Here is a 26,588-nt window from a genome sequence, read left to right as displayed (position 1 = left end):
GAAGCATGGATTCATATGAAGTTTATTGTAACAAATTTGTTACCTATTGAGTACCCGAAAGTTTTCCTGCATTGGATCATATATATAGAAAGTGTTACAAAGTCGGGAACAACTGAAGTATAAAGGAGCGTACGGTTATGAAAAAAATACATTTGACGGTCATTGTTCTATTCTCCATCCTCTTGATCGGCTCCGCGTCCTATGGATTGTTGTATATGTACGTGAATCAGCCTGCCCTGCCCAAAGACATTCATGTTGGCGGCATGCCAGTGCAAGGGAAGAACCATAAAGATGTACTGCATGAACTGGAGGAGAAGATCAAAAAGCTCGAGGACTGGCCTGTCACTCTTGAGTTGACTGAACCTGACCCCAAGACGATGGCGTACAGCGCAGCTCAGGTGGGTGTAAACTACAACGTTAACGGCTTCAAGTCCGCGATAAAAGAGCTTGAGGAAGGGGATGTATGGGAACGCGCTTATGCACGTTATCATTTTCCGAAAGAGTTCTCTCTGGATATGAGTTACGACTTACGATCACTCCAAGAACATCTCAACCCTGCCTGGGAAAAAGAAACCTTCGGTACACCTGCGAACGCCGTTCGACGCATTACCGCAAGTGACAAAGTCCAGTATATCCCGGAAAAAGGCGTCCGCCGCGTTGATTGGGATACACTCACAAGTCTCATTCAAACCAAGCTGCACCAAGATTTCAGTGTACTGAACCCGGATGAGAAACCCGCCCCATTGCTGATCCAGGTACCACTGTATACGCTGAAGCCTGAAGTGACCCTTGATTCCCTGCGCCAGGAAGGCATTGACCGGAAGATCATCCAGTTCTCCACGGGTCTCGGCAATAGTAGTGAAGGGCGGATACATAATGTCAGCGCAGCAGCGGAAGCGATTAACGGCATGATTTTGCCACCGGATGCCACATTCGATTATGAGAGGGTGGTCCGGAAAGCGGAGAAGGATTATGGTTTTCGTGAGGCCCCGGTCATTGTCAATGGAAGACTGACCCCCGGAATTGGCGGGGGAATCTGCCAGGTATCCAGTACAGTGTATAACGCAGCGCTGTTGACGGGTCTTGATATTATTGAGCGTCGCAACCACTCCCTGCCGGTCAAATATTTGCCGAAAGGACTGGATGCCACCTTTGCCTCGGGAGCTATCAACTTTCGTTTCAAAAACAATACAGGAAAATCCTTACTCATTCATGCAGAGGTGAAGAACCACCAATTGATGGTGAAATTTTTTGGCACATTCCCGGAGAATGTCAGCTATGCCCTTGAATCTCGCACCATCGAAACATTAAGTGTTCCGGTGAAATATGTGTCCAGTACAGTACTGCCTGATGGTGCACAGCAGGTGCTGCAAGACGGACAGCCGGGATATATTGTCGAGACGGTACGAACCAAGAGGGTAGACGGTAAAGTAGTCGAATCCAAAACGATTACACGAGATACGTACAAAGCTCAGAATCGTCTAATTGCACGCTCAGGTCATAGCAGTCTGCCTGATCCACAAGAACCTTCTGTTGTCGAGGACGGGATCAGCGATACGAAACAGCCTTAGGCCCTTGGTTCGAAGCATCTGATCACTTGTACCAGCATAAAAAAGAGCACAGAGTTCAATCCGTAATTTAATTATTCACGGGTAAGCTGATCATACGAAAACAAAAAAAGACACACTTTCCGCCCCCTTTTGAGGATACGTGAGAAGTGTGTCTTTTCATTATTAAAATAAGTTATTCAAGTTTTTAATAGACTACGGTTAGCCCATATTCCATAACTTATAGTTTACTGCATAACGGCTTAGTGACCGCCTGTGTATTCTCCTTGCTCTTCGCCTACAACCATTTTCTCTTTTCCCATGAAGAAGGAAGCGACCAATGCGAGTGCAGCCGGAATCACAGCCCAGGCAAATAACTGCACGATGGAAGAAGACAGGGCATGTGTGATGGTGTCCAGCACCTGAGGCGGAATCGCCTGTCTGAGTTCTGGTGAGAGCAACGCATGTGGATCGGTCAGATCCACTCCCTGAGGCACGCCACCCGCTGAAGCACCACCTGCTGCTTCCCCAGCCGAGCCAGCGAGAGCATCGTTCATTTTACGCGTAAATACCTGGCTCTGTACGATACCAAAGATCGTAATCCCCATCGTCATACCGAGGGATCGCAAAAAGTTAAGCGTGGAACTCGCCGCACCACGTCTTTGTGGTTCAAACGCATTCATGGCTGCATTGCTAAGTACGGAGAACGAAGCACCGACACCCAAACCAACCATCACCATGTAGATACGTATCGTCCAAAGGGAAGAATTCTCATCCAGCGTAGTCAGCAATCCGAGTCCAATGACAAGTAAAGCCAACGTAGGAATCATAATATTGCGATACTTGATTTTGGTCATCAACACCCCGCCCAAGGAAGCCGTCACAACGGACCCGAGCATCATGGGCAGCAGTACGAGACCGGAGTTGGTCGCTTTACCACCGAGTACCCCCTGTATGAAGATCGGAATGTACACGGATGCTGTGATGAATGCCGCACCACTGAACATACCAATGACGTTACTGGACCAGTAGACGCGGTTGCGGAACATGCCGAAGGAGATGATTGGTTCCTTGGCTTTTGTTTCTGCAAACAGGAAAAGCAGCGCTAATGCTACGAATCCGGCAAACAAGCCAAGAATCTGCCAGGAACCCCAGGCAAACGTTTTGCCGCCCAGTTCCAGACCAAAGATCAGGCACACAACAGCACCGATCAGTGTTACAGCACCCAGCCAGTCGATCTGTTGCGATTGATGCTGATGGGATTCTTTATAAAAGAACGCAATAAACACAAATGCAATCAAGCCGAGTGGCAGGTTGATATAAAATACCCATTCCCATGTCGCATACTGGGTAATGTAAGCACCGAGCAATGGCCCAAATACACTAGACAGGCCGAAGACCGCTCCAAACAACCCACCCAATTTACCACGAGATTCCGGTGCAACGACATCAAACATGATCGTAAACGCAATCGGAACCAGTGCACCCGCACCAATACCCTGAATCGCTCTGTACATCGTCAATTCCACAATAGACGTTGCCGTTCCGCACAGCGCTGAACCAAGCATAAACACAATAATACCAAATACAAAAAACTTCTTCCGTCCATACATATCGGATAGCTTACCGAAGATCGGCATGCCTGCCATCTCAGCCACCATGTACGCGGAGGTAACCCAGACGAACTTGTCGAGCCCACCCAGCTTCCCGACAATGTCCCCCATAGCTGTTGCCACGATGGTATTATCCATCGAAGCCATTAGTATGCTGAGCAGTAACCCTGCCAGCACCAATCCAATACTGTTTTTACGTGCAACCATTGTACTCAATCTCTCCATTCACGCTCTATTCATATGACTGCATTAGTATATCCGAAAAGAAGTCTGCGTTAATCAGTCCAAGGACCGATTGCTTTGCAGCAAAACTTTCGATTGCGGATGAATTTGCAGAGATGAACGGTATTCCACTGCACCAATCCGGCAACCCGGACCGATTTTTATTTTATCGCCACGGACAATCTCGGCCTCTGTATTCTCTAATTCAATATCATCACCTTCGATAATCTGTGCTTTGAGGATAGATTTATTCCCCGTAAACAAGTCATTCAACCGGCCACTCTTCACCGAGATGATGGAACCACCCATTTCCTTGACCTCGGATGGACCCATGATTTTGAGTGTCATGTGTTCAGCGCTGAGCATCCCCGCTATCGTCAACCGTCCGTTCAGCTTGATATTTTCCGCCTGACAATCCCCGGACAGATGAAGCTCACCTACCACTTTTATAAGCTCAGCTTTGGCATGTAGGCCAGATGTCTGGATTCCATCCTCACCCTCGTTGCTGGCCTCTCGCTCTGTTAGAATAAGGGTTCCGGTAATTTTAATCTCTGTGGATTCAAGCGATCCGTATATGACCGATGTACCCGTACATTTGAAACGATCACAAGATAGATTGTCGTTAAAGGATGCGTCCCCTACGACCTTGATCTTGCCGTACACGCCACCCGAAGAACTGCCATCACCAACGATGCTGATATCCATTTTTTTGTCCAATGAACGCCCAGGATTGTTATTCATGTCGATCCCCTCCCTTTCTCTCCATATCCAAACTTTAAATTCGCTGACTGCTGCCCACCTTCGCATCCTGATCTACCTCAAGTTCACCTGAATACTCGACCAGCCTGATGTTACAGCCGCGACCAATATGAATGTTGCTGCCCCGCACAATATCAGCTTCGGTATCTTCCAGTACAATCTCATCGCCCTCAATTAAGGAAGTCTTAAATGAAGGGGTACCGCCGAGACCAATACTTTTCCAAAAGCCATTCTGTTGTTCCTTGCGACGGATATCAATCCGCTCTCCGCCAATCTCTTTGGCCGAAGAAGAGGTGTGCAGCCTGATCTCCACCGTTCCTGCATTTAGAAATCCGCTGATCTTAATATTGCCTTGCACATTCAGGGACTCGCATTGCACATCCCCTTCAATATCGATCACACCGCCAATATTAATTCGTTCCCCGTCCACTCTTCCGCGTACGGTACACTTCCCGTTCACTTCAAGCTCAGGGCTATTAAGATTTCCGTTAATTGTCGTCATGCCATCCACACGAACACGAGAACTGGTCAAAGGGCCATTCAACGTGCACATACCGTTAATTGTTGTACTCTCAGAGCTCAAAGCGCCGTGCATCTTCAATGTTCCATTCACTTCCATAGAGGTGCAGTCCAGATTACCGTTCACCTTAGCCATGCCATCAATAGATACACGGTGAAACTCCCCGCCTGCCGTTTGACTTATGCCCGCCACATTCAGATCATTCCGCTTATTCCGCTCTTCCATAGATAATCCTCTCCTTATCCCAATTTGAGTTTTAATTCTTCCATAAATGTTCCCATAGGCTGCCTAAGAACTACCTTCACACCATTGTCAAAATAAAACTCCGTTCCTGCTGTCACCAGCATGAATGACGGGACACCCATTTTACGAGTAAGCACCAGTTCGCTAGGTTTGCCTGTGAAACGATAATAATGTTCAGACATCACATCGATCAGCAACGCACCCTCTTGCCGAGTAATATCTCCGCTCATTAACAGCTTATCTAGAACATACAGCATCATAATCTGCTCCAACGCATATAACGGTTGTTCCCCGCCTGCTTCCTGCAACAAATCCAGTGATATTTGTGAAACAATGTTTCGCTCTAACAGTTGTTGCGCAGACATCTCCACTTCACCCAACGTAGGCGAGAACACGTCTGCCAGCTCATCCAGCGATAATCCGTCTTTCATATTGAGAATCTTGTCAATGCGCAGTAAAATCTGTTGTTTTGGAAAAAAGGTCTCTTGTCCGGTGTAGGACGACTTCCGAATGAACCATTCCTCCGGAATGAGATTTTTCCGCTTCCAGCGGTACAACTGGCCGTATGAGATTCCTGTCAGGTCCAGCAATTCTTTTTTGGAGATCAAATCATCCGTCATATATGGTCCCCCTTTACATTGAAATTAGTGTAACATAACATTGTTACGTTGTAAAACGTTTGTTATTGCATTCGATGAGCATTGCGTATAACCTGTTAAATATAAAAGCATGAAAGGGGTTTCTTATACACATGGCACTTATTAAATGTGATTTTTACTCGGATACGCTCGGGCTTAGCACCAGCATGCATGTCATTCTGCCGCAACAAACCCACAATCAGATCGGTATGGAGAATGTGACAGGCAAAGGACTGCACCCAACCCTGTACCTGCTGCACGGTCTGTCTGACGATGATTCCATCTGGCTGCGCCGCACATCGATCGAACGTTATGTGGCTAACCTCGGGATCGCCGTTGTTATGCCACAGGTACATCGTAGCTTCTATACAGATATGGTAGAAGGCGGACGTTATTGGAGCTTTATCAGTGAAGAACTGCCGGCACTCGCTCGCTCTTTCTTCCCATTGTCACCAAAGCGTGAGGATAACTTCGTTGCAGGTTTATCCATGGGTGGTTATGGTGCGTTCAAGCTAGCCCTTCGTAAACCAGATCAATACGCTGCAGCTGCGAGCTTGTCCGGAGCACTCGACATGGCTGCACATATGGATAGAAATGCATCCTCAGCATTGCAACAGACGGAGTTACAGCGGATTTTCGGACCCGAGGTGGCAGGTACAGAGAACGATCTGATCCATCTGTTAAAAGAAAATCAATCTAGCGAAAGTCCTCGACCTTTGCTCTATCAATGTTGCGGAACGGAAGACTTCCTGTATGAGGATAATCAAACCTTCCGACATGCCTGTGAACAAACGAACTTCGAATTGACATACGAGGAAGGACCCGGTGAACATGAGTGGGGCTACTGGGATGCCAAGATCCAGGATGTATTGAAATGGTTGCCTTTGCCCAAACGGGACTAGTGGAGCATTAGGAGCTACTGAGGATAAAGAAGGCTGGTACTCCGATGACAGAACAACCTTCCTTCCGTTCGCGATTGAATTGAATATATTTTAAGCACATCGCTGTAAAACACAAAAAGCAGGCCGCTGAGAACAAAGTTCTCTGGCCTGCTTCTTTATTGTACTGTCGTATCTGTAAGACACCTATCGTAACCGTGACATTAACCGCGATTCGTAATCCATTGCTCGGTAATCTCCAATACCTTCTCACTGCGTCCAATGGCTTCAGCAACTTGACCCGAAGCAGTTCCACCGTAAACATTACGAGCGTTCACAACCGCTTCCGGTTGCAGCACATCATAGATCCGGTCATCGAACAGTGGGGAGAACTGACGGAATTCATCAATCGTCAGATCCAGCAAATACTTGCTGTTCTGGATGCAGTACAGCACTGTTTTACCAATCACTTCATGCGCCTGACGGAAAGGCAAACCTTCGCCTACGAGGAAGTCGGCAATATCCGTAGCATTGGAGAAATCCTGGTTGACTGCTTGACGCATCCGATCTTTGTTCACTGTCATTGTTGCGATCATTGGAGCAAACAGTTGCAGTGCACCCTCCAGCGTCGCTACCGTGTCGAACATGCCTTCTTTGTCTTCCTGCATGTCTTTGTTGTATGCCAGTGGAAGAGATTTCAGTACCGTCAGCAAACCGATCAGGTTGCCGTACACACGTCCTGTTTTACCACGAACGAGTTCAGGAACGTCTGGGTTTTTCTTCTGAGGCATAATGCTGCTGCCTGTGCAGAACGCATCGTCCAGTTCAACGAAACCAAACTCCGTGCTGCTCCACAATACCAGTTCTTCACTCAGACGGGACAAGTGAGTCATGATCAGCGAAGCTGCCGCCAGGAACTCAACGATGAAGTCACGGTCGCTTACTGCGTCCAGACTGTTCTCGTAAACGCCATCGAAGCCCAGTTGTTCCGCCACAAAATGACGGTCAATCGGGAATGTTGTGCCCGCAAGCGCACCTGCGCCCAATGGCAGGATGTTAATGCGTTTGTAGCTGTCCATCAGACGCTCCGCATCCCGTTGGAACATGGATACATATGCCATCAGGTGATGGGCGAACAAAATTGGCTGTGCCCGTTGAAGATGCGTATAACCCGGTACGATGGTATCGAGGTTATCCTTCGCTTGTCCAATCAATGCTTCCTGCAAGGAATGCAGCATGCCTACAAATCCAACCACACGCTCGCGCAGGTACAAGTGCATATCCGTTGCAACCTGGTCATTCCGGCTACGGCCTGTATGTAATTTTCCGCCTACAGGGCCGATCGTTTCGATCAGGTTTTTCTCAATATTCATGTGGATGTCTTCGTCCGATACGGAGAATTCCACTTCACCTGCACGGATTTTGTGCAAAACGGTGATCAGACCTTCTTTGATGGTCTCCACATCTTCCGCCGGAAGAATACCACATTTGCCCAGCATCGTTACATGGGCCAGACTACCCTGAATATCTTCCTCAGCCAAAGCTTTGTCAAAATTGATCGATGCCGTATATTCCTCAACCAAATGATTGGTTTGTTTTGTAAAACGTCCTCCCCACAGCTTACTCACAGTGAGTACTCCCCTTTCGCTCATGGACAAAGCCGCTCCTGCCAGATGTGCAAGAACGGCCTGCCTTGTCATGTATATTGATGTAGCTCTATTGTGCAGGTTGAAATTAGTTTTTGTTTTGCTCCACACCGGAGTTTACTTTCAAACGTAGTGCATTCAGGCGGATAAAGCCTGTTGCATCACCTTGATCGTAGGCTTGCGTTGGATCAGCTTCCATCGTAGCGATGTCCGGATTGTAGAGGCTGACAGGGCTTTTCACGCCTGCGCCGATGATGTTGCCTTTGTACAGTTTCACACGAACCGTACCTGTTACGTTCTTCTGGCTTTCAGTTACCAGCGCTTGCAGCGCCAGACGTTCCGGTGCGAACCAGAAGCCGTTGTAAACGAGTGTGCTGTAACGTGTGATTAGGCTATCACGCAGGTTCATCACTTCACGGTCCATCGTGATGGACTCCATTTTGCGATGTGCTGTGAACAGGATTGTTCCACCTGGTGTTTCGTATACGCCACGGCTCTTCATACCAACAAAACGGTTCTCAACCATATCTACACGGCCAATCCCATGTTTGCCACCCAGCTCGTTCAGTTGCTCCATCACTTGCAGCGGGCTCAGGCGCTCACCGTTCAATGCAACACAGTCGCCTTGTTCGAATTCCAGTTCAACATATTCTGCTTGATCCGGTGCATCTTCAGGTGCACTGCTCAGCAAGAACATGTCTTTGTTCTCGTCCGCGCTTGGATCGAACCAAGGATCTTCAAGCACACCGCTCTCATAGCTGATATGCAGCAAGTTACGGTCTGTGGAGTATGGTTTAGCCGCAGATGCGGTTACCGGAATACCGTGTTTCTCAGCGTAAGCGATCATCTCAGCACGTCCAGGGAACTGGTTACGGAATTCTTCCAGACGCCAAGGAGCAATTACGTTAATGTCTGGTGTCAGTGCAGCCGCGTTCAGCTCAAAGCGAACTTGGTCATTTCCTTTACCCGTAGCGCCGTGAGCGATGGCTGTAGCGCCTTCTGCACGAGCGATGTCCACCATACGTTTAGCGATCAGTGGACGAGCAATACTTGTGCCAAGCAGGTATTGTCCTTCATAGAGGGCTCCTGCCTGGAACATCGGATAGATGAAATCTTTTGCAAATTCATCGCGCAGATCGTCAATGTATACTTTGGAAGCGCCTGTTGCCAGTGCTTTTTCCTCCAAACCATCCAATTCATCCTTTTGTCCAATATCCGCTGTGAATGCAATAATCTCAGCATCGTACGTTTCTTTCAACCATTTCAAAATTACAGATGTGTCCAACCCGCCTGAATACGCGAGTACAATTTTTTCCTTAGCCATGTTCAATGGTCCTCCCCAAGATCAGTTAAGTTAAAAAGAGCCTTCATACACTGAATCCTACGAGCCAGAAAACCCTTCCGATCACTGTTATCCCCAGATTTTTTCATCCCTTTATAATAAAGGGTAAAATCCGGGGATAAAGGCGCACGCTTCGCTTCTTCAGGCTTTTTCTGTCTCTCCGTTTTTGTGTATGCTTCTTGTTTAACTAACTTTTTAAAGTACATTATAGATGAATCTATCATCGCGAAATCTGCGCCTAAAATCAACCCATAAAGGCAAACAGCATCTATTCGCTCATTAACGCAGCCATTAATGCTTTCTGTGCATGCAAGCGATTCTCCGCCTGATCAAAGATCAGGGAGTTCGGTCCGTCAATTACACCGGCACTCACTTCTTCGCCGCGGTGTGCTGGCAGACAATGCAGGAACATGTAGTCTGGCTTCGCGCCTTTCATCAGTTCCTCGTCCACTTGATATGCGGCAAATGCCTGCTCCCGAATCTTCTGCTCTTCTTCAAAGCCCATGCTCGCCCACACATCCGTGTACACGATATCTGCATCTTTGGCTGCTTCTTGTGCACTGTAAGTTACAGTCACTTCAGAACCGCTCTCCTGTGCAATGATGCGTGCCTGCTCCACAACCGCACTATCCGGCTCATAGCCTTCTGGCGTTGCTACAGCAACATGCATACCCATCTTCGCTGCACCAAGCATCAAGGAGTGGGCCATGTTGTTGCCATCTCCGATGTAGGCCATTTTCAGACCTGCCAGCTTGCCTTTGTGCTCCAGCACCGTTTGGAAGTCTGCCAGTACCTGGCAAGGATGCGCTGCATCGCTCAGGCCGTTAATGACTGGAACATCCGCATGCTCTGCCAGTTCAGTTACATTATGGTGTCCAAAGGTACGGATCATGATGCCGTCCAGGTAACGGGACAATACTTTGGCTGTATCATGTGTTGTTTCCCCGCGACCTAGCTGGATATCATTTTTGCTCAGGAAGAGCGCGTGTCCACCCAATTGGAACATGCCCACTTCAAAGGATACACGCGTACGTGTGGATGATTTTTCAAAAATAAGGCCGATCGTTTTACCTTTCAACGGTTGAAAAGGTACACCGCTTTTTTGCTTGCCTTTAATCTCAATCGCGAGATCGAGCAGATAACGAATTTCCTCTGCTGTGTAGTCCGTGAATTCGATAAAATCCCGGCCTCTCAGATCAATCTTCTGAATCTTTTCCGTCTGTTGTGCTGTCATCTATAATGTCCTCCTTATTTCCGGTTCCCTGCACCCGCATGGGCAGAAGAGAGAGCAACGTTAACACTTTGTCTGGGTGCTTCTCAAGTTTGTTCATTTCCGCCTTCTGCAAGTTCACCGCGCGGCTACAGGGATTCATCATCTCGTTCTGCTTCGAGGCCGGGAATGGCCCCGAGACAGAAAGGTTCTCTATTTTTATGTTAGGCTTTCGCCGCTACGTGCTCTTCGATCAATGTGGCTACCAGCGATACGGCCTCGTCGATCTCTTCTTTGCTCACATACAGGTTCGGAAGCAAACGAATTACATTCGGTCCTGCAGAGACGAACAAGATACCGCGTTTTTGCCCAGCAAGCACTATATCGCCTACCGGCTCAGCACATTCAATGCCGACCAACAATCCCAAGCCACGAACTTCCTTCACAAAGGAATTGCCGGCCAAACGATTCCGCAGGGAGCTCATCAGGTATTCACCCATCTCGGCTGCACGCTCTGGCAAGCGATCTTCCAGCATCGTTTCGATTGTTGCGATTACAACGGATGAAGCAAGTGGTGTTCCTCCAAACGTTGTCGCATGACTGCCTGGCGTGAACGCATCCCGCAGGAAGCCTTTACCCAACATCGCACCTACAGGGAAACCACTACCAATACCTTTGGCAACAGTGAACACATCCGGCTCAATACCATAATGTTCGTGTGCAAACAGTTTACCTGTACGTCCCATTCCCGTTTGTACTTCATCGACAATGAGCAGCAACCCGTGCTCGTCACACAGTTTTCGTACATGCTTGACGAATTCCGGTTCAACTGGATATACACCACCTTCGGCCTGAACCATTTCCAGCATAATCGCTGCTGTGTTGGGTCCGATTGCCGCTTCAAGTGCAGGGATGTCATGTAAAGGTACGGTTACAAATCCGGCTGGCAATGGCAAAAATCCTTCTTTCACCTTATCCTGTCCGGTTGCTGTCAGCGTAGCGAGCGTCCGTCCATGGAAGGACTGGGCAAATGTAATCACTTCATAGCGATCTGTGCCTTTCACCTTCTGGTGATAACGACGGGCTACTTTGATTGCCGCTTCGTTCGCTTCGGCACCACTGTTACAGAAGAACACTGCGTCAGCGCATGTATTGGCTGTCAGCAATGCTGCTGCTTTCTCCTGGCCCGGAATCTGGAACAGGTTGGACACATGCCACAGCTCATCAATCTGAGCTTTCAGCTTGGCTCCGACTTTCTCCGGTGCATGGCCCAAGCTAGTTACAGCGAGTCCGCACATGAAATCGAGATATCGATTACCCTGATCGTCCCATAACCAGCTGCCTTTCCCTTTGACCAGACTGATTGGATAACGTGCATACGTTTGGAAAAGCGAGCTTTCCGTCTGTGCCACTGCACCTGTTGCTGCTGCGCCCGCTACCGCTGTGCCAGAACCTGGCTGTTCGTTGCCTTTTGCCATGACCATATCACTCCTATTGGTTGGTACACGCCTAAGGTGAATAAACATAACAGTAGACCACTTCGATTGCAGTCCATCTTCCGAACGTTTGCATACTTCCACTTCGATGACAGAACAACCTTCTGATCGCTGTTATCCCCGGATTTCTTTGATAAATTTTCTAAAGGTTGAAATCCGGGGATAAAGGCGCACGCTTCGCTTCTTCAGGTTATTTCTGTCCTCTCCGTTCTTGCGTCTTTTCTTAAGATTGGCTCTGCACTCTTCCGTTATCGCGTTATGCCCAGATTCACAAAAAAATCGTGTACATATTTTTATATATAATATAAGGCTATTAAGATCCTAGCGTATCGAGAAAATTATTGCATACGGATGATTTTTGTTCCGATGATTTCTCCGCCGAGCACACGGCTCAGGATTTGAGGTTCGCTGCCATCTACGATGATGACCTCACGTACTTGACCATGGATACAAGCGATGGCTGCACGTACTTTGGGAATCATGCCGCCGTAGATTTCTCCGGTTTGGATCATGTCCTCAATCTCCTGTACAGATACAGAAGGCAGTACTTTTTTCTCACCGCCCACATTCTTCATGATGCCAGGAACATCGGTCACGACAATCATCCGACTTACGCCGAGATGAGACGCCACTGCACCCGCAGCTGTATCTGCGTTGATGTTGTAGCGCTGTCCGGTTGCATCTACACCAACTGGTGCGATAACTGGCATGTAACCCATGTTCACGATGCCTTGGATAATCTCTGCGTTCACGCTAGTAACATCGCCTACCCAACCGATCTCTGCGTGGTTTGTAACAGGCTTAGCCTGGATCAGACCTCCATCGACGCCGGACAAGCCTAGAGCCCGACCGCCAACACGTTGAATCAGACGTACGATCTGTTTATTAATACTGCCCGCAAGCACCATCTCCACTACGTCCAGTACAGGTTCAGTCGTCTTGCGTAGACCATTAACGAATTCGGTTTCGATACCGAGCTTCGCCAGGTTATCTGAGATCGCAGGGCCCCCACCATGCACGATTACAGGTTGTGTACCCTGAGACTGTAAGTCACGTAGATCCGCAAAGAAAGACTCGGGCAACGCTGCTAGCGTGCTGCCTCCACATTTCATGACAAACGTTTGTTTCTCGGTACCTGCTTCTGTTGCGGTACTCTCATTTGGCAATGTTGAATTCATGAGGGCAAGCTCCTTTCATAGTAAAAATTACATTCAAAAAAATATAACACCTTTATAAGGTCACAAAGGCTGGTAGGAGTCCATTCCGAATTCGGATTGTTCTTTCGATCGCTGTTGTCTCCAGGTTTCTTGAATTATCTCTATATTGGGGAACACCCGGAGACAAAGGCGACCGCTCCGCTTCTGCAGAATCAATTCCGTCTTCTCCATTACTATCGCTATATGTCCAACACCAAACAACAAGTTTAAATTTCATTGATAATTTTTGAAACATCTCACGAAACAGCTTCACAATACAAGATGACAGCTGTTTCGCAAAACCTTTATCCAAAGGTTTATTAAGTGCGGTATGCGGCGTTAATTCGGACGTAATCATACGTCAGGTCACAGCCCCAGGCTGTAGCCGTTCCTTCGCCGTGGTGCAGATCCACCACAATGCGAACTGTATCGGTCTGCAAATAGGCCAATGCCGCTTCTTCGTCAAACACGACTGGGCGGGACTGCGCGAGTACCGAGATCTCTCCCAAACGGATATCCACGGTATCCGGGTTTACCGGCTGTCCTGCACGCCCTACGGCTGCGATAATCCGTCCCCAGTTGGCGTCAGCGCCGAACATGGCGGATTTCACCAAACTGGAACCAATGACAGTTTTGGCGATTGCTTGCGCGGATTCATCACTTACCGCACCTGTAACTTCTACCTCAACCAGTTTGGTTGCTCCTTCACCATCGCGAGCAATGGCTTTCGCCAGTACTTGGCATACATAGGTGAAGCCGGCTGCAAAAGCGTCCCAATCCGGATGCTCTGTGGTCAGCTCTTCATTGCCTGCATATCCACTGGACATAGCTACCAGCATGTCGTTTGTACTTGTATCCCCATCGACGGTGATCATGTTGAAAGTATGATTGGTTGCCTGGCGTAGCAAGCGCTGCAACGCTTCTGCACCAATGACCGCGTCAGAGGTCATGAAAGCGAGCATTGTCGCCATATTCGGATGAATCATACCCGAGCCTTTGGCGGCACCTGCAATTGTTACTGTCTTGCCGTTAACTATAACGGAGACGCAGGCTTCCTTTTTCACCAAATCCGTTGTCAGAATTGCTTGTGAAAATTGTTCCGCCTCATTTGACTCCTTGCCCATATGCACTGGAAGTCCAGTAATCCCTGAATGTACAGCATCCATCTTGAGCAATTCCCCAATGACACCTGTGGATGCCACAGCCACGTCCTCTTCTGCCACGCCCAACTCACGCGCAGCGGCCGAACGCATCGCATAAGCATCTTCTTCCCCTTGTTGCCCTGTACATGCATTGGCATTACCACTGTTAACGATAACAGCCTGAAGGCGTCCATTGCTCAAGCTTTCGCGCGTTACTTTAAGTGGTGCAGCTTGAAATACGTTCGTCGTGTATACAGCAGCAGCTGTAGCCGGTACATCACATCGGATCGCTCCGATGTCATTACGAGATGTCTTTTTCAATCCGCAGTGAAGTCCACCTGCCGTGAACCCCCCAGGGGTTACAATTGTTCCGTTCTCAACCACGGTAAAAGTCTGTTGCTCCACATTCGTTCCCATATCATATCCCCCGTATGCGTTCAGCTATATGCTGATGATCGCCTGCTTAACCTGATCCGTTCTCCCTCAGTGACTCCGAGAATGCATTCTTACAAACAATGTGCCAATGCTCCTCTTAAATTCCATCTCTTATGGATATACCGGTGTCATGTTCAGCCCGAGGTTCTCCTCCCATCCCATCATCAGGTTCATATTTTGAATCGCTTGCCCGGAAGCACCCTTCACCAGGTTGTCGATGACCGAAATAATCGTCAAACGCCCTGTGCGAGGATCCACCGCAAATCCGATATCACAATAGTTGGATCCGTACACTTCTTTGGTAGAAGGCCAGATGCCCGGTTCACGTACACGTACGAAAGGTTTGTTTTCATAATATTTGCGATACAAATCCACGATCTCCCGGTCGCTGTATTCCCCAACCAGTTTTGCATACATCGTACTCATGATTCCACGTGTCATTGGCACCAGATGTGTTGTAAAGGTAACCGTAACAGGCGTTCCTGTTATATTGCCAAGCACTTGTTCGATCTCGGGAATATGTTGGTGTTTGTTTAGTTTATAGGCTTTGAAATTCTCATTCATCTCTGCATAATGGTTTGTCAGACTTGTTCCGCGTCCTGCTCCGGATACGCCTGATTTGGCATCAATAATGATGGTCGAAGGATCAATCCAGCCTGCCTCTACTGCCGGAATCAGTCCGAGAAGTGTAGCCGTTGGATAACAGCCCGGGTTGGATATAAAATTCTGTCCCTTCACTTCTTCACCGTACACCTCAGCCATGCCATATACCGCTTGTTCCAGCAAATCAGCCGGAGGAGCCGGATGTTTGTACCACTCTTCGTACACCGTTCCGTCCTTGAGTCTGAAATCGCCAGACAGATCAATGACCTTAAGCCCTGCTGCCAGCAGGCTTGGTACGAGCTTCGCACTTACGCCGGACGGGGTCGCTGTGAATACCAGATCCGCACGACTCGCAATTTCAGCCGGATCGACACCGTCGAGTGGCCTGCGAATCACGTCCGTCAAATGCGGGAATCCATCTGCGATGGACTCACCACTGCTCGAAGATGAGATCACTGATGTGATTTCAACCAACGGATGGTTCTGGAAAAAACGAATCAGCTCCACCCCGCCGTAGCCGGTGGAACCGACGATTGCTACTTTTAATTTGTTATTCACTCTCGCTCCCCCAATCTCGATGTATGCGCTACTTGTGCTACGCCTAGGCTCTAATGAGGCCTGAACACAACAATTCCGTCGCTTATATGCATATTTGTGTATTATTATACGACTCTGGTTATATAAATACAACACTCTATCATCAATTTCACATCGATTTCCTCCCAATCCGAACATATCTTTTTTTCTCATCCGGGACGAATAGATATACTTCTGTTAAAATACGTATTAGTAGGAAACATTACAATCAGGGTCTCATTCATAACTAACCTGCTAATCAAGGACATATGAATAGATTCATGATGGTCATTATGAGACGTGGGGGACTATAGTGCATATCGAATCCATTTTACTTATTGTGCTCCTGGGCCTGAATATTATTTTTGCGGCAGCAGTCGTCTTCTTCGAACGAAAGGATGCTAGCGCTTCCTGGGCTTGGCTGCTCGTCTTGAACTTTATTCCGGTCTTCGGGTTTTTACTTTATCTTTTAACCGGTCAGAACCTGACCCGATACCGGCTTTTCCAATGGAAAGAACGTAAGAAGCTCGGGCTGGAGGAACGTATTGAAGCCCAGCTCACGCAGTTGCACGATAACCGCACCCCTTTCCGCAACCAAGCAACCGAGAGTAGTCAGGACATGATTTATATGAACCTGAAGCAGAACGGCGCTCTGCTGACAGAGGACAATGCGGTTGAGATCATTACGGACGGAACAGACAAGTTCCAGCGACTCTTGGACGACATCGAAGCGGCTAAGGATCACGTGCATGTGCAATATTACATTTATAGAGGCGACCGTCTGGGTAAAAGAATCCGGGATGCACTTATCCGCAAAGCGCGGGAAGGCATTAAAGTCCGTTTACTGTATGACGCGCTCGGATCGCGGCGGGTATCAAAACGCTTTTTCAAAGAATTGCGCGAAGCAGGCGGTTTGGTTGAAGTCTTTTTCCCCTCCAAATTCAGTCTGATCAACTTACGTATGAACTACCGGAACCACCGGAAGATTGTCATCATCGATGGTAACCTTGGATACACGGGCGGGTTCAATGTTGGAGATGAGTATCTCGGCTTAAACTCGAAGTTCGGTTATTGGCGGGACACACATCTGCGTATTCAGGGAAATGCCGTTCATGCGCTGCAGACCCGTTTCCTTCTGGATTGGAATGAAGCGTCCAAACAACACGACACACCTTACGTTCCGGCGCATTTCCCTCATATTGAGGGCACAGGTAAGATTGCCATGCAGATTGTCTCCAGTGGACCGGATGCAGAAACCGAGCATATCAAGAACAGTTATCTCAAGATGATTAACGGGGCCAAACAATCGATTCTGATTCAAACGCCTTATTTTATCCCGGATGCCAGTGTATTCGAAGCTATTCGTCTCGCGTGTCTGTCCGGCATTGATGTTCGTATTATGATTCCAAATAAGCCCGACCATGCTTTCGTATATTGGGCTACGTTATCTTATATCGGTGAGTTGCTGAAGGTTGGCGCCAAAGTATTTATATATGATAATGGCTTCATTCACGCCAAGACTCTTATCATTGACAGTTTGGTTGCATCCGTGGGAACCGCCAATATTGACTACCGCAGTTTCCGGTTGAACTTTGAGGTTAATGCTTTTATGTATGATGAAACAATTGCGACAGCACTCGTACAAACCTTTGAGCACGACTTGCACGTATCTCGGGAGATGACGCTCGATGAATACCAAAAACGCAGTCTGATCATTCGCTTCAAAGAAGCCATTTCCCGTCTGTTGTCCCCAATTCTGTAGTGGTGGCACTCCGATGACAGAATCGGCTTCCGAAGTAGCTTTCTTTCAGAAAGCTCTTAGGCGAACGTTCCACTTCTTCAGGATATTTCTGTCCTCTCCGTTATGTGTTATGTTAAGTTGAACTTTTAATAATAGAAAAGCAGGTACTTCCTCTCCGTCATCTTAGAGAAGGATGTACCTGCTTTTTTTTTGATACAGTCATATCTTATTAAGCCTACATGGCTCATTCGCTATTTTTCACACCGTTCACACATGTTCTCCCCGCTTAAAACCTTCACCGAGCACTTCGTGCGCGTTACTGATAATGACAAAAGCTCCCGGGTCCACAGACCGGATCAACGCTTTGAGTCTTGGCACCTCATTTTGCCCAACCACTACCATCAGTACTGTTCGTTGATCGTCAGTGTAACCGCCTTTGGCCTCGAGCTTTGTTAATCCGCGATCCAGATCATCCAGAATCACTTTGCTAATCGCTTCTGTTTGGTTGGAGATAATATACGCCACCTTGGAAAAGCCTAGGCCCATCTCAACGGCATCGATCACTTTACCGGTAACATACAACCCAATCAGCGCATAGAGGGATTGCTCCAAGGACAACACAAATGCAGCCATAATAATAACCGTAGCATCCATAATTACGACACAGAGGGAGTAACTCAGGCCACTGTACTTCTGCACGATCCTGGCGAGAATGCTCATGCCACCTGTTGATCCTCTACCCCGGTATACAATTCCGATCCCGAGACCAACGCCAATTCCACCATACAGTGAACCAAGTAACGGATTCGTTGTTGGGATGGCCCAATCCTTTGTGAGATAGACTAAGAGCGGCAGGACTATACTGCCCAGGACTGAACGAATACCATACTGCTTACCAATCAGCAGAAAACCCGCGATCAGAAGGGGGATGTTAATCGCCCATTGGGTATATGCCGGCTCCCAATTAAGCCATTCCTTACCCAGAATTGATAACCCGGACACTCCACCCGAAGCGATCTGATTCGGTAATAAAAATAAATTAAAGGCCACTGCAATTAAAAACGAACCTAAAATGATAGATATCGTATCCACGACGTTTCTCCATGGACCATTGAGTGGAATGAGGCTAGTTATCCTCTTTTTGCGATTATTGTGAAGTTGTGATCGTTGTTGCATGTTCTCGTGCTCTCCTTTGTTGTGACTGATCAGTTGTTCGCTCATTTTTTCTACCCTATAAAATTATTCAAAAAAAGCTCCTGTACACACCAGCATACGCCTACACGTATGGGTCCATACAGGAACTTAGTTTAATCGGTTTCTACTTTAATCTGGCTACGCAAATAACCATCGATGAATGCATCGAGGTCGCCGTCCATTACCGCCCCTGTATTTCCAGTCTCTACGCTTGTACGGTGATCCTTTACCATACTATAGGGATGGAACACATAGGAACGAATCTGGCTTCCCCATGAAATATCCGACTGATCTCCTCGGATTTCATCCAGCTGTTGTTTTTGCTCTTCAATTTTACGCTCATACAATTTCGAACGGAGCATCGTCATCGCTCGCTCACGGTTCTTGATCTGTGAACGTTCATTCTGACACGTTACAACTACACCTGTTGGTAAGTGAGTAATCCGTACGGCAGAGTCGGTGGTATTGATATGCTGTCCACCCGCGCCACTCGCCCGGTACGTATCAATCTTGAGATCCTCTGTACGGATGTCCAGTTCAATCGTATCATCAATCTCCGGTACCACATCACAGGATACGAAGGACGTATGTCTACGGCCCGATGAGTCAAAAGGAGAGATCCGAACCAGTCGGTGCACACCCTTCTCGGCTTTCAGATAACCATAAGCGTTATGTCCCTTGATCGACAACGTAACACTCTTGATCCCCGCCTCATCACCTGGCAGATAATCCAATACCTCAACCTTGAAGCCACGCTTCTCAGACCAACGAGTGTACATCCGGAGAAGCATCTGTCCCCAGTCCTGGGACTCGGTACCACCCGCACCCGGGTGAAGCTCTAGAATCGCATTCATCTTGTCGTAAGGCTGATTCAGGAGAAGCTGAAGTTCAAACTCTGCGACCTTGTTCACGATCGCTGTAATACTATTACCAATCTCGGCAGCAAGGTCTTCGTCGCCTTCTTCGTCCGCCAGTTCGATCATCATCACCGCATCATCATAGTCCTGCTGAAGTCTGGTGTATTGATCCACAGATCCCTTCACCGCATTTAGCTCAGCGATTACGGATTGCGCCTTGTCGCTATCGTCCCAGAAATCTGGAGCAGACATCTTCACTTCAAAGTTGCCAATCATCTCTTGCTTCAGATCTAAGTCAAAGAGACCCCCTAAGATTTGTTAGTTTCTTGCCTATTTCACGCAGGTCATGCTTCACGTTTGGATCGATCATGTGCAATTCCTCTTTTCATTAAGATAAGCTCCCCGCATCCAGGGCATTCCTCCAGACCAAGCATTAGATGCGCCAACCTGGTGTTGAGATCACTGATATATCAGTATATCTCTTTCCCGCGATCATGGTCATATAATTATAACTATGCTCCATTAATCGGTTTTGCATCCTTACTTCATCCTATGGAATACCCGGCTGTGAGGAGCCATTCATGTCATGCTATTTAAGTTGACCAAGTAAATGTTACACCTTGTCACTTCGATTACAGCAGCATCTTCCAATCGCTCTTATCCCCAGATTTTCTTGATTCCCTCTTACAAGGGAAAAATCCGGGGATAAAGGCGAACGCTCCGCTTCTTCAGATTGCTTCTGCACTCTCCGTTATGGTGTAAAATCAAGGTTCATCTTATTACACTATAGTGTATATAAAAACCATCGCTCTACTCTTGACCGTGGCAGTGTTTGAACTTCTTGCCACTACCACATGGGCATGGATCGTTACGTCCGATTTGGTCAGAAACCTTCACTGGACGTTTCTCAGCAGGCTCACCGCTTGTCGAGATCTGACTTTCCTCAACAACCGCTTGACGCTCCTGATTGCTCTCGATCTGCGCTCTCATTACATAAGTCGCAACTTCTTCCTGAATCGAAGCGATCATCTGATGGAACATCTCGAAGCCTTCGAACTGGTACTCACGCAGTGGATCTGTACCGCCGTAGGCGCGAAGGTGGATACCTTGACGCAATTGATCCATTGCATCAATATGATCCATCCACTTGCTGTCTACTGCACGGAGCACAACCACTTTCTCGAACTCACGAACCATCTCTTCGCCAATTCGCTCTTCACGTGCATTGTACTTGTTCTGAACTTTCTCAAACAGATACTCGATAATCTCTTCTGCTTCCTTGCCCCACAGATCATCTTTCGTTACCGAACCGTCATCCAGCAATTTGCTGTTCATGTAATCGGCAACTTCCTGCAGCTCCCAGTTTTCCGGAATATCGTCACCACAATGAGCTTCAACGATACGTTCAATGGAAGGTTTGATCATATCCATAACGATCTGTTTAATATTTTCGGACTCCAGCACCTCACGGCGCTGTTTATATATAATTTCACGTTGTTGGTTCATGACATCATCATATTGGAGAACGACTTTACGCACGTCAAAGTTATTACCTTCAACACGCTTCTGCGCTGATTCTACTGCACGGGTAATCATCCGGCTCTCGATCGGTTGGTCTTCTTCAAAACCAAGGCGCTCCATCATGTTCAATACATTGTCTGCACCGAAACGTCTCATCAATTCATCACCCAGTGACAGGTAGAATTGTGTTGAACCCGGGTCACCTTGACGTCCCGCACGACCACGCAACTGATTATCAATACGGCGTGATTCGTGACGCTCTGTACCGATGATATGAAGGCCACCTACTTCAGCTACACCTTCACCCAAGATAATATCCGTACCCCGTCCAGCCATGTTGGTTGCAATCGTTACTGCACCCGCTTGTCCAGCTCCTGTAATGATCTCTGCTTCTTCTGCGTGGTACTTGGCGTTCAGTACCTGGTGTTTGACACCACGGCGTTTGAGCATGTCAGACAGGCGTTCCGAGTTCTCGATAGATACTGTACCTACCAGAACCGGCTGATTCTTACTGTGGCGTGCCACGATCTCTTCTACAACCGCTTTGAACTTGCCATCGATGCTCTTGTACACGACATCTGCCATGTCATCGCGTTTGTTCGGACGGTTGGTTGGAATTTGCAGTACTTCGAGACCGTAGATTTTTTTGAACTCTTCTTCCTCGGTTTTCGCTGTACCCGTCATCCCCGCAAGTTTACGGTACATCCGGAAATAGTTCTGGAAAGTAATTGTAGCCAGCGTCATGCTCTCGTTTTGTACTTCAATGCCTTCTTTGGCTTCAATCGCCTGGTGCAATCCATCACTGTAACGACGTCCAGACATCAGACGACCTGTGAATTCATCAACGATCATAACCTCTTCATCACTGACAACATAATCTACGTCACGACGCATGATTACGTTGGCTTTCAAACCCTGTACGATGTGATGGTTAAGTGTAACGTTGGCATGATCATACAAGTTCTCGATACCAAATGCTTTCTCTGCTTTTGCCACGCCCGCCTCAGTCAACGCTACGGATTTCACCTTGATGTCTACCGTAAAGTCTTCTTCTGGCACCAGCCGTTTCACAAAACGATCTGCTGCATAGTACATGTCTGTCGACTTCTGAGCTTGTCCAGAGATAATGAGCGGCGTACGCGCCTCATCGACCAGGATGGAGTCCACTTCATCAATGATACAGAAGAACAATGGACGTTGTACCATTTGCTCTTTGTAGAGCACCATGTTGTCACGCAGATAGTCAAAACCAAATTCGTTGTTCGTTCCGTACGTAATATCACATGCATATGCATGTTGTTTCAAAGCATGGTCCATACCGCTCAGGTTAACCCCTACCGTCATGCCCATGAATTCGTAGATTTGTCCCATTTCCTGGCTATCCCGCTGTGCCAAATAGTCATTGACCGTGACCACGTGTACACCTTTGGACATCAACGCGTTCAGATATACCGGAAGTGTTCCTACCAGCGTTTTACCTTCACCCGTTTTCATCTCGGAAATACGGCCTTCATGCAAAGCGATACCGCCCAGCATCTGCACATCGTAGTGGCGTTTGCCCAGTACACGGCGTGAAGCCTCACGTACGGTTGCAAATGCCTCTGGAAGAAGTTCATCTGTCGTTTCTCCCTTTTCAATACGAGCACGGTATTCGTCCGTTTTGCCTTTCAGTTGTTCATCAGACAATGCCTGAAGTTGTGGTTCCAGTTTATTGATCACATCGACCGTCTTCATCAGACGTTTAACATCACGTTCGTTCATGTCGCCGAAGATCTTTTTGACAAGTCCTAGCATGGTATACCCCTTTCGTGCAAAACAGAATAGACCCCCTGTTGCCGCCATGCGACACCATCGGATGGATGTTGCTCCACTTGCCCGGGGGTGACAAACAATATGATTTGAGCTTAATGAAGGTTACACTTCATAAACTCAGTTGCCAGAATGTCCTTTCGATCGCTGTTATCCCCTGATTTCTTTTAAACTCTCTTCTCAGAGGGGAAATCAGGGGATAAAGCGTATGCTTCCGATGTAGCTTTCTTTCAGAAAGCTTTCAGGCGAACGCTTCGCTTCTACAGGTCATTTCTGCCCTCTTCGCCATCCGTGTAAAAATCAAATTCAAATCATATGCTAATAAGTAATATGATGAATCAACTCCAGGCTTGCCAAGGGTTCCTCATGAAGCTGATTCGGTGTTCAAACGGATCCGGTTATTATAAAACTAGCCGAAGCCCGAGCCTTGCGAATCATGTTCATGGTGCTGTGCCTGTCATTGATTATGATTAGCGATCATTCGTTGACAATTCCTCATCAGGACAATGATTCTCTTTGCATAAATTGTAACAGTTTGTAAGGGCCGCCGCAACACGCCACGGCACACTTCTTTGAACTTCTGAGACATATCAAACCGAGTTTAAGTGCAAAAAATCATAGTCGTTAGCCGAAGCCTTCGATTGTCATGTTTCGTTTTGCAGGATAGCTCGCCCTGTCAACGAATTTTGATGGTAAATTTGGATGGAAATCTCAATATCCAGTTCTCCAATGCATGTGTACGAATATTTTCGTAATCATGCGAATCTGGTGGTAAACTTGTACATTTTGTGATTCTTCTTACTATCTATTAGACGCAGCAGCATAGGGAATAGTTTCACCATTTTATTTCCAAAGGTCATTTCCCGGCTCCTCTACGCACAAAAGAGCCCCATCCCCTAAGGGATGGAAGCTCTTGTTAAGTCTAACCCAGGAAACTGTAGTTCCTGTGTTCATTATTATTAACGTTAAGATTAACCTTGTTCGATCAATCCGTACTTACCATCGTTCCGTTTGTAAACAACGCTAACTTCTTCACTGTCAATGTTGGAGAATACGAAGAAATTGTGACCAACCATGTTCATTTGGAGGATTGCCTCTTCCACGTCCATTGGTTTCAGCATAAAGCGTTTCGTCCGTACAACTTCCAGATCATCGTCATCCGTGTCCGCATCCAGTTCAGCTGTAGCTACAGTACCTGTTGGATCTTCAACGAAGAGTGTTTTCAGGCTGCCTTCCTGGCGGAACTTACGGTTAATTTTTGTTTTGTGTTTGCGGATCTGACGTTCCAGCTTGTCCACCACGGAGTCAATGGATGCGTACATATCGTCGCTCTCATCCTCAGCGCGGAGCACAATGCCTTTCAAAGGGATCGTCACCTCTACCGTATGCAAACCTCTCGTCGTGCTCAATGTAACAGCACCGTCAGAGTTAAGGGGTGCATCGAAATACTTCTCGAGTCTACTCAACTTTTTGTCGACATAATCCTTCAAAGCATCAGTAACCTCGATTTGTTGACCTCGAATACTTAAATTCATAGGGCACTCCTCCTTTTTCCTTTGCCACTTCATTATAACACGAATGTAAGCGCCATGTAAAAACTCCCGGTGACCGAATAATGACATCTGTTCAAGCCACATCTGCCAACGTAGGCATAACGCCATATTTCGCGATATTTCATCATATTCAGCCATAATCGTATATTTGCATGGAATGTCTTATTAGGCGCTTGATGATGTAATTAACCGTTTTTGAGCTTGCTTAATCTATTATGTAAAATGAACTTCAATCTATCTCTTGAATCTATTAAACTCATTTAAATTCATTAAGATGATCTTCCTCGAATGATCCTCTAATCTCGAATCTATTAGAACAAAAAAAGACCCCGGAAAGTACCGGAGTCTGATGCTAGCGATAATTCAATTTGGTAACCATCTAACCATATATGTAGGTCGGATTGTCCGGATGATTATAATTTGATTACGTTAGCTGCTTGCGGTCCACGCGCGCCTTCGACGATGTCGAATTCTACGGATTGACCTTCTTCCAAAGTTTTGAATCCTTCGGATTGAATTGCGGAGAAATGTACGAATACGTCGCCGCCGTCTTCAGTCTCAATGAAACCGTAACCTTTTTCTGCGTTGAACCATTTTACTTTACCTTGCATGCACTAACATTCCCTTCGTCATCAAATGAAGTGAAGCTTTCGGCCTTAACCTCTGCCCACAATTCAGATAATACCATCCAAAGTTATCCATTGTCAATTGGTAAAGTAAATGTTTTCTTGGTATTTTTTGTAGATTAATTGGGGATTGTGTTGAAAGGTGGGATAACTTGAATATATCAGGTAATTGGAGCGTTGGTAAGTCTATTTTTGATGTATTAATGTTAGATGATTCGATGAGAGTCTACTGTTCAGATAACGAGTGAATTACAAAGTTTCAAATTCAATTATTTCACTATGTAGTATGAATAATACTTCCTAAGAAACAATTATACATCCGTTTACCATTCACATACTGAATGCCTCTGAAAATTAATAGTAGACTCTAGGCTACAAATTAGTATATATACTAGAACAAATTTTTAATTTGCGAATGAAGAAGACCCGTACTGAGTACGGGTCTTCAACTTTACTTCATCTACTTTCGTTTATCCATAAGATAACTTTCAGATGCATACTTGCTTTCATATAAACTACGTTGTGTCTTTGCTAAGTTTCGCTGTAGTAACCATTCTTGTGCTTCATTTTTAATCAATAACATACGTTCCTGTATCATGAGGTCATACGTCAAAATAACCTTCAGTTCTTCTTTTTGCAAACTATTCATCTTTTGAACGTCCATAATACCCTGTAATTGTTGTACTAAATCTTGACGTTCACTAATGAAATCTTCAATATCTTTAGAAACCTTGGTTTCCAATTCATCTATAAAATTCAGCGTTAAATTTAATAGTTGGTGGAGAAGCATATCCAACTCTGACTGAATTTCACTACTCATTTGGTATAGTTCCCGTCACTTGTTTACTAGCGACAACCCATGTTTCACGCAGTTCCTGCATGTATCCCAATACTTCTTCTCCATACTTGGTTTCTTTTTTTATATTTGCTTGAATTAATAAATAGTTCATATACTCATAGAGCGAGAACAAAGTTTTAGCCACAGGATAGGATTGATTTAAGGTAGACATCAACTCACTGATAATTGTTTGAGCTTTGCCAAGGTTTACATTCGCTTTGGAGTAATCCCTTGCTTCAATGCCTTCCAGACCCGTTTTCGTAAATCTAATCGCCCCATCATACAACATGATAACCAATTGACCTGGAGTAGAAGTTTGTACTGAAGACTGCTTATATTTCTCGTAAGGAGATGAAATCATACTAAGTTATTCCTCCTCATTA

The 26,588-nt window shown here is 46.8% G+C and carries 22 protein-coding genes; 3 read left to right on the top strand and 19 right to left on the bottom strand.

Translation table 11 applies throughout. The annotated features are described in order from the left end of the window. Positions 1–137 precede the first annotated feature (137 nt). Positions 138–1,571 carry a VanW family protein gene (locus PAHA3_RS23305; protein ID WP_062837031.1) on the top strand — a complete coding sequence of 478 codons (1,434 nt, stop codon included), beginning with the start codon at positions 138–140 and terminating at the stop codon, positions 1,569–1,571. A 239-nt stretch (positions 1,572–1,810) separates the two neighbouring features. Here the strand turns inward: PAHA3_RS23305 and PAHA3_RS23300 are convergent, their stop codons facing one another. From PAHA3_RS23300 to PAHA3_RS23285, 4 genes are all read right to left on the bottom strand, one after another. After that, positions 1,811–3,367 carry an MDR family MFS transporter gene (locus tag PAHA3_RS23300; protein ID WP_062837030.1) on the bottom strand — a complete coding sequence of 519 codons (1,557 nt, stop codon included), beginning with the start codon at positions 3,365–3,367 and terminating at the stop codon, positions 1,811–1,813. A 72-nt stretch (positions 3,368–3,439) separates the two neighbouring features. Next, complete coding sequence (locus tag PAHA3_RS23295) at positions 3,440–4,123, bottom strand: hypothetical protein (RefSeq protein ID WP_062837029.1); 684 nt, start codon at positions 4,121–4,123, stop codon at positions 3,440–3,442. Positions 4,124–4,157: 34 nt separating this feature from the next. Next, positions 4,158–4,886 carry a polymer-forming cytoskeletal protein gene (locus PAHA3_RS23290; protein ID WP_062837028.1) on the bottom strand — a complete coding sequence of 243 codons (729 nt, stop codon included), beginning with the start codon at positions 4,884–4,886 and terminating at the stop codon, positions 4,158–4,160. Between the two features lie 14 nt (positions 4,887–4,900). Then, complete coding sequence (locus PAHA3_RS23285) at positions 4,901–5,524, bottom strand: YhbD family protein (protein ID WP_062837027.1); 624 nt, start codon at positions 5,522–5,524, stop codon at positions 4,901–4,903. 131 nt (positions 5,525–5,655) lie between these two features. Between PAHA3_RS23285 and PAHA3_RS23280 the strand changes: the two genes are divergently transcribed. After that, the gene (locus PAHA3_RS23280; protein WP_062837026.1) at positions 5,656–6,444 is read left to right on the top strand and encodes an alpha/beta hydrolase; all 789 of its coding nucleotides are present in this window, start codon (positions 5,656–5,658) and stop codon (positions 6,442–6,444) included. Between the two features lie 200 nt (positions 6,445–6,644). On the opposite strand, the gene argH is transcribed toward PAHA3_RS23280, so the two are convergent. The 8 genes from argH to argC all read right to left on the bottom strand — a co-directional run bounded on the left by argH (position 6,645) and on the right by argC (position 16,048). Beyond that, positions 6,645–8,048: an argininosuccinate lyase gene (gene argH, locus PAHA3_RS23275; protein WP_036612430.1), complete on the bottom strand. Its 1,404-nt coding sequence runs from the start codon at positions 8,046–8,048 to the stop codon at positions 6,645–6,647. A gap of 106 nt (positions 8,049–8,154) precedes the next feature. Continuing rightward, positions 8,155–9,390, bottom strand: a complete 1,236-nt coding sequence (locus PAHA3_RS23270) for an argininosuccinate synthase (protein WP_017692004.1) — start codon at positions 9,388–9,390, stop codon at positions 8,155–8,157. 286 nt (positions 9,391–9,676) lie between these two features. Beyond that, positions 9,677–10,642 carry an ornithine carbamoyltransferase gene (argF, locus tag PAHA3_RS23260; protein ID WP_047840650.1) on the bottom strand — a complete coding sequence of 322 codons (966 nt, stop codon included), beginning with the start codon at positions 10,640–10,642 and terminating at the stop codon, positions 9,677–9,679. Continuing rightward, positions 10,605–10,760, bottom strand: a complete 156-nt coding sequence (locus PAHA3_RS30605) for a hypothetical protein (protein WP_167350932.1) — start codon at positions 10,758–10,760, stop codon at positions 10,605–10,607. Before PAHA3_RS30605 ends, argF begins: the two co-directional genes overlap by 38 nt. Positions 10,761–10,842: 82 nt before the next feature. Beyond that, a complete protein-coding gene (locus PAHA3_RS23255) occupies positions 10,843–12,096 on the bottom strand; it encodes an aspartate aminotransferase family protein (protein ID WP_062837024.1) in 1,254 nt (417 codons plus the stop codon). A gap of 356 nt (positions 12,097–12,452) precedes the next feature. Next, positions 12,453–13,292, bottom strand: a complete 840-nt coding sequence (gene argB / locus PAHA3_RS23250) for an acetylglutamate kinase (RefSeq protein WP_062837023.1) — start codon at positions 13,290–13,292, stop codon at positions 12,453–12,455. Between the two features lie 338 nt (positions 13,293–13,630). Then, on the bottom strand, positions 13,631–14,869 hold the full coding sequence (argJ, locus tag PAHA3_RS23245; RefSeq protein ID WP_062837022.1) for a bifunctional glutamate N-acetyltransferase/amino-acid acetyltransferase ArgJ: 1,239 nt from the start codon (positions 14,867–14,869) through the stop codon (positions 13,631–13,633). 129 nt (positions 14,870–14,998) lie between these two features. After that, complete coding sequence (gene argC / locus PAHA3_RS23240) at positions 14,999–16,048, bottom strand: N-acetyl-gamma-glutamyl-phosphate reductase (RefSeq protein WP_062837021.1); 1,050 nt, start codon at positions 16,046–16,048, stop codon at positions 14,999–15,001. 331 nt (positions 16,049–16,379) lie between these two features. On the opposite strand from argC, the gene cls reads away from it, so the two are divergent. Beyond that, positions 16,380–17,828: a cardiolipin synthase gene (gene cls / locus PAHA3_RS23235; RefSeq protein ID WP_062837020.1), complete on the top strand. Its 1,449-nt coding sequence runs from the start codon at positions 16,380–16,382 to the stop codon at positions 17,826–17,828. Positions 17,829–18,074: 246 nt separating this feature from the next. Here cls and PAHA3_RS23230 read toward each other — a convergent pair whose 3' ends face one another. From PAHA3_RS23230 to fliS, 7 genes are all read right to left on the bottom strand, one after another. Further along, entirely contained in the window at positions 18,075–18,983 is a 909-nt protein-coding gene (locus PAHA3_RS23230; RefSeq protein ID WP_062837019.1) for a YitT family protein, read from the bottom strand. Between the two features lie 131 nt (positions 18,984–19,114). Then, a protein-coding gene (gene prfB, locus PAHA3_RS23225; RefSeq protein ID WP_153028283.1) for a peptide chain release factor 2 occupies positions 19,115–20,228 on the bottom strand; the annotation gives its coding sequence in 2 pieces (ribosomal slippage) (positions 19,115–20,155 and positions 20,157–20,228; 1,113 coding nt in all). A 440-nt stretch (positions 20,229–20,668) separates the two neighbouring features. Beyond that, positions 20,669–23,173 (bottom strand): preprotein translocase subunit SecA, encoded by a 2,505-nt coding sequence (gene secA / locus PAHA3_RS23220; protein WP_062837017.1) that lies wholly within the window; start codon positions 23,171–23,173, stop codon positions 20,669–20,671. A 986-nt stretch (positions 23,174–24,159) separates the two neighbouring features. After that, positions 24,160–24,723: a ribosome hibernation-promoting factor, HPF/YfiA family gene (gene hpf, locus PAHA3_RS23215; protein WP_047840659.1), complete on the bottom strand. Its 564-nt coding sequence runs from the start codon at positions 24,721–24,723 to the stop codon at positions 24,160–24,162. A 431-nt stretch (positions 24,724–25,154) separates the two neighbouring features. Continuing rightward, positions 25,155–25,352: a cold shock domain-containing protein gene (locus PAHA3_RS23210; RefSeq protein ID WP_024631599.1), complete on the bottom strand. Its 198-nt coding sequence runs from the start codon at positions 25,350–25,352 to the stop codon at positions 25,155–25,157. A gap of 475 nt (positions 25,353–25,827) precedes the next feature. Further along, positions 25,828–26,187 (bottom strand): hypothetical protein, encoded by a 360-nt coding sequence (locus PAHA3_RS23205; RefSeq protein WP_062837016.1) that lies wholly within the window; start codon positions 26,185–26,187, stop codon positions 25,828–25,830. Continuing rightward, positions 26,180–26,566, bottom strand: a complete 387-nt coding sequence (gene fliS / locus PAHA3_RS23200) for a flagellar export chaperone FliS (protein WP_062837015.1) — start codon at positions 26,564–26,566, stop codon at positions 26,180–26,182. Before fliS ends, PAHA3_RS23205 begins: the two co-directional genes overlap by 8 nt. Positions 26,567–26,588: the final 22 nt, after the last annotated feature.

Source organism: Paenibacillus amylolyticus, from assembly GCF_001570725.1.
Lineage (GTDB): Bacteria > Bacillota > Bacilli > Paenibacillales > Paenibacillaceae > Paenibacillus > Paenibacillus amylolyticus_A.
The sequence above is the reverse complement of the archived record's forward strand: the minus strand, read 5'-3'. Positions and strand labels throughout refer to the sequence as shown.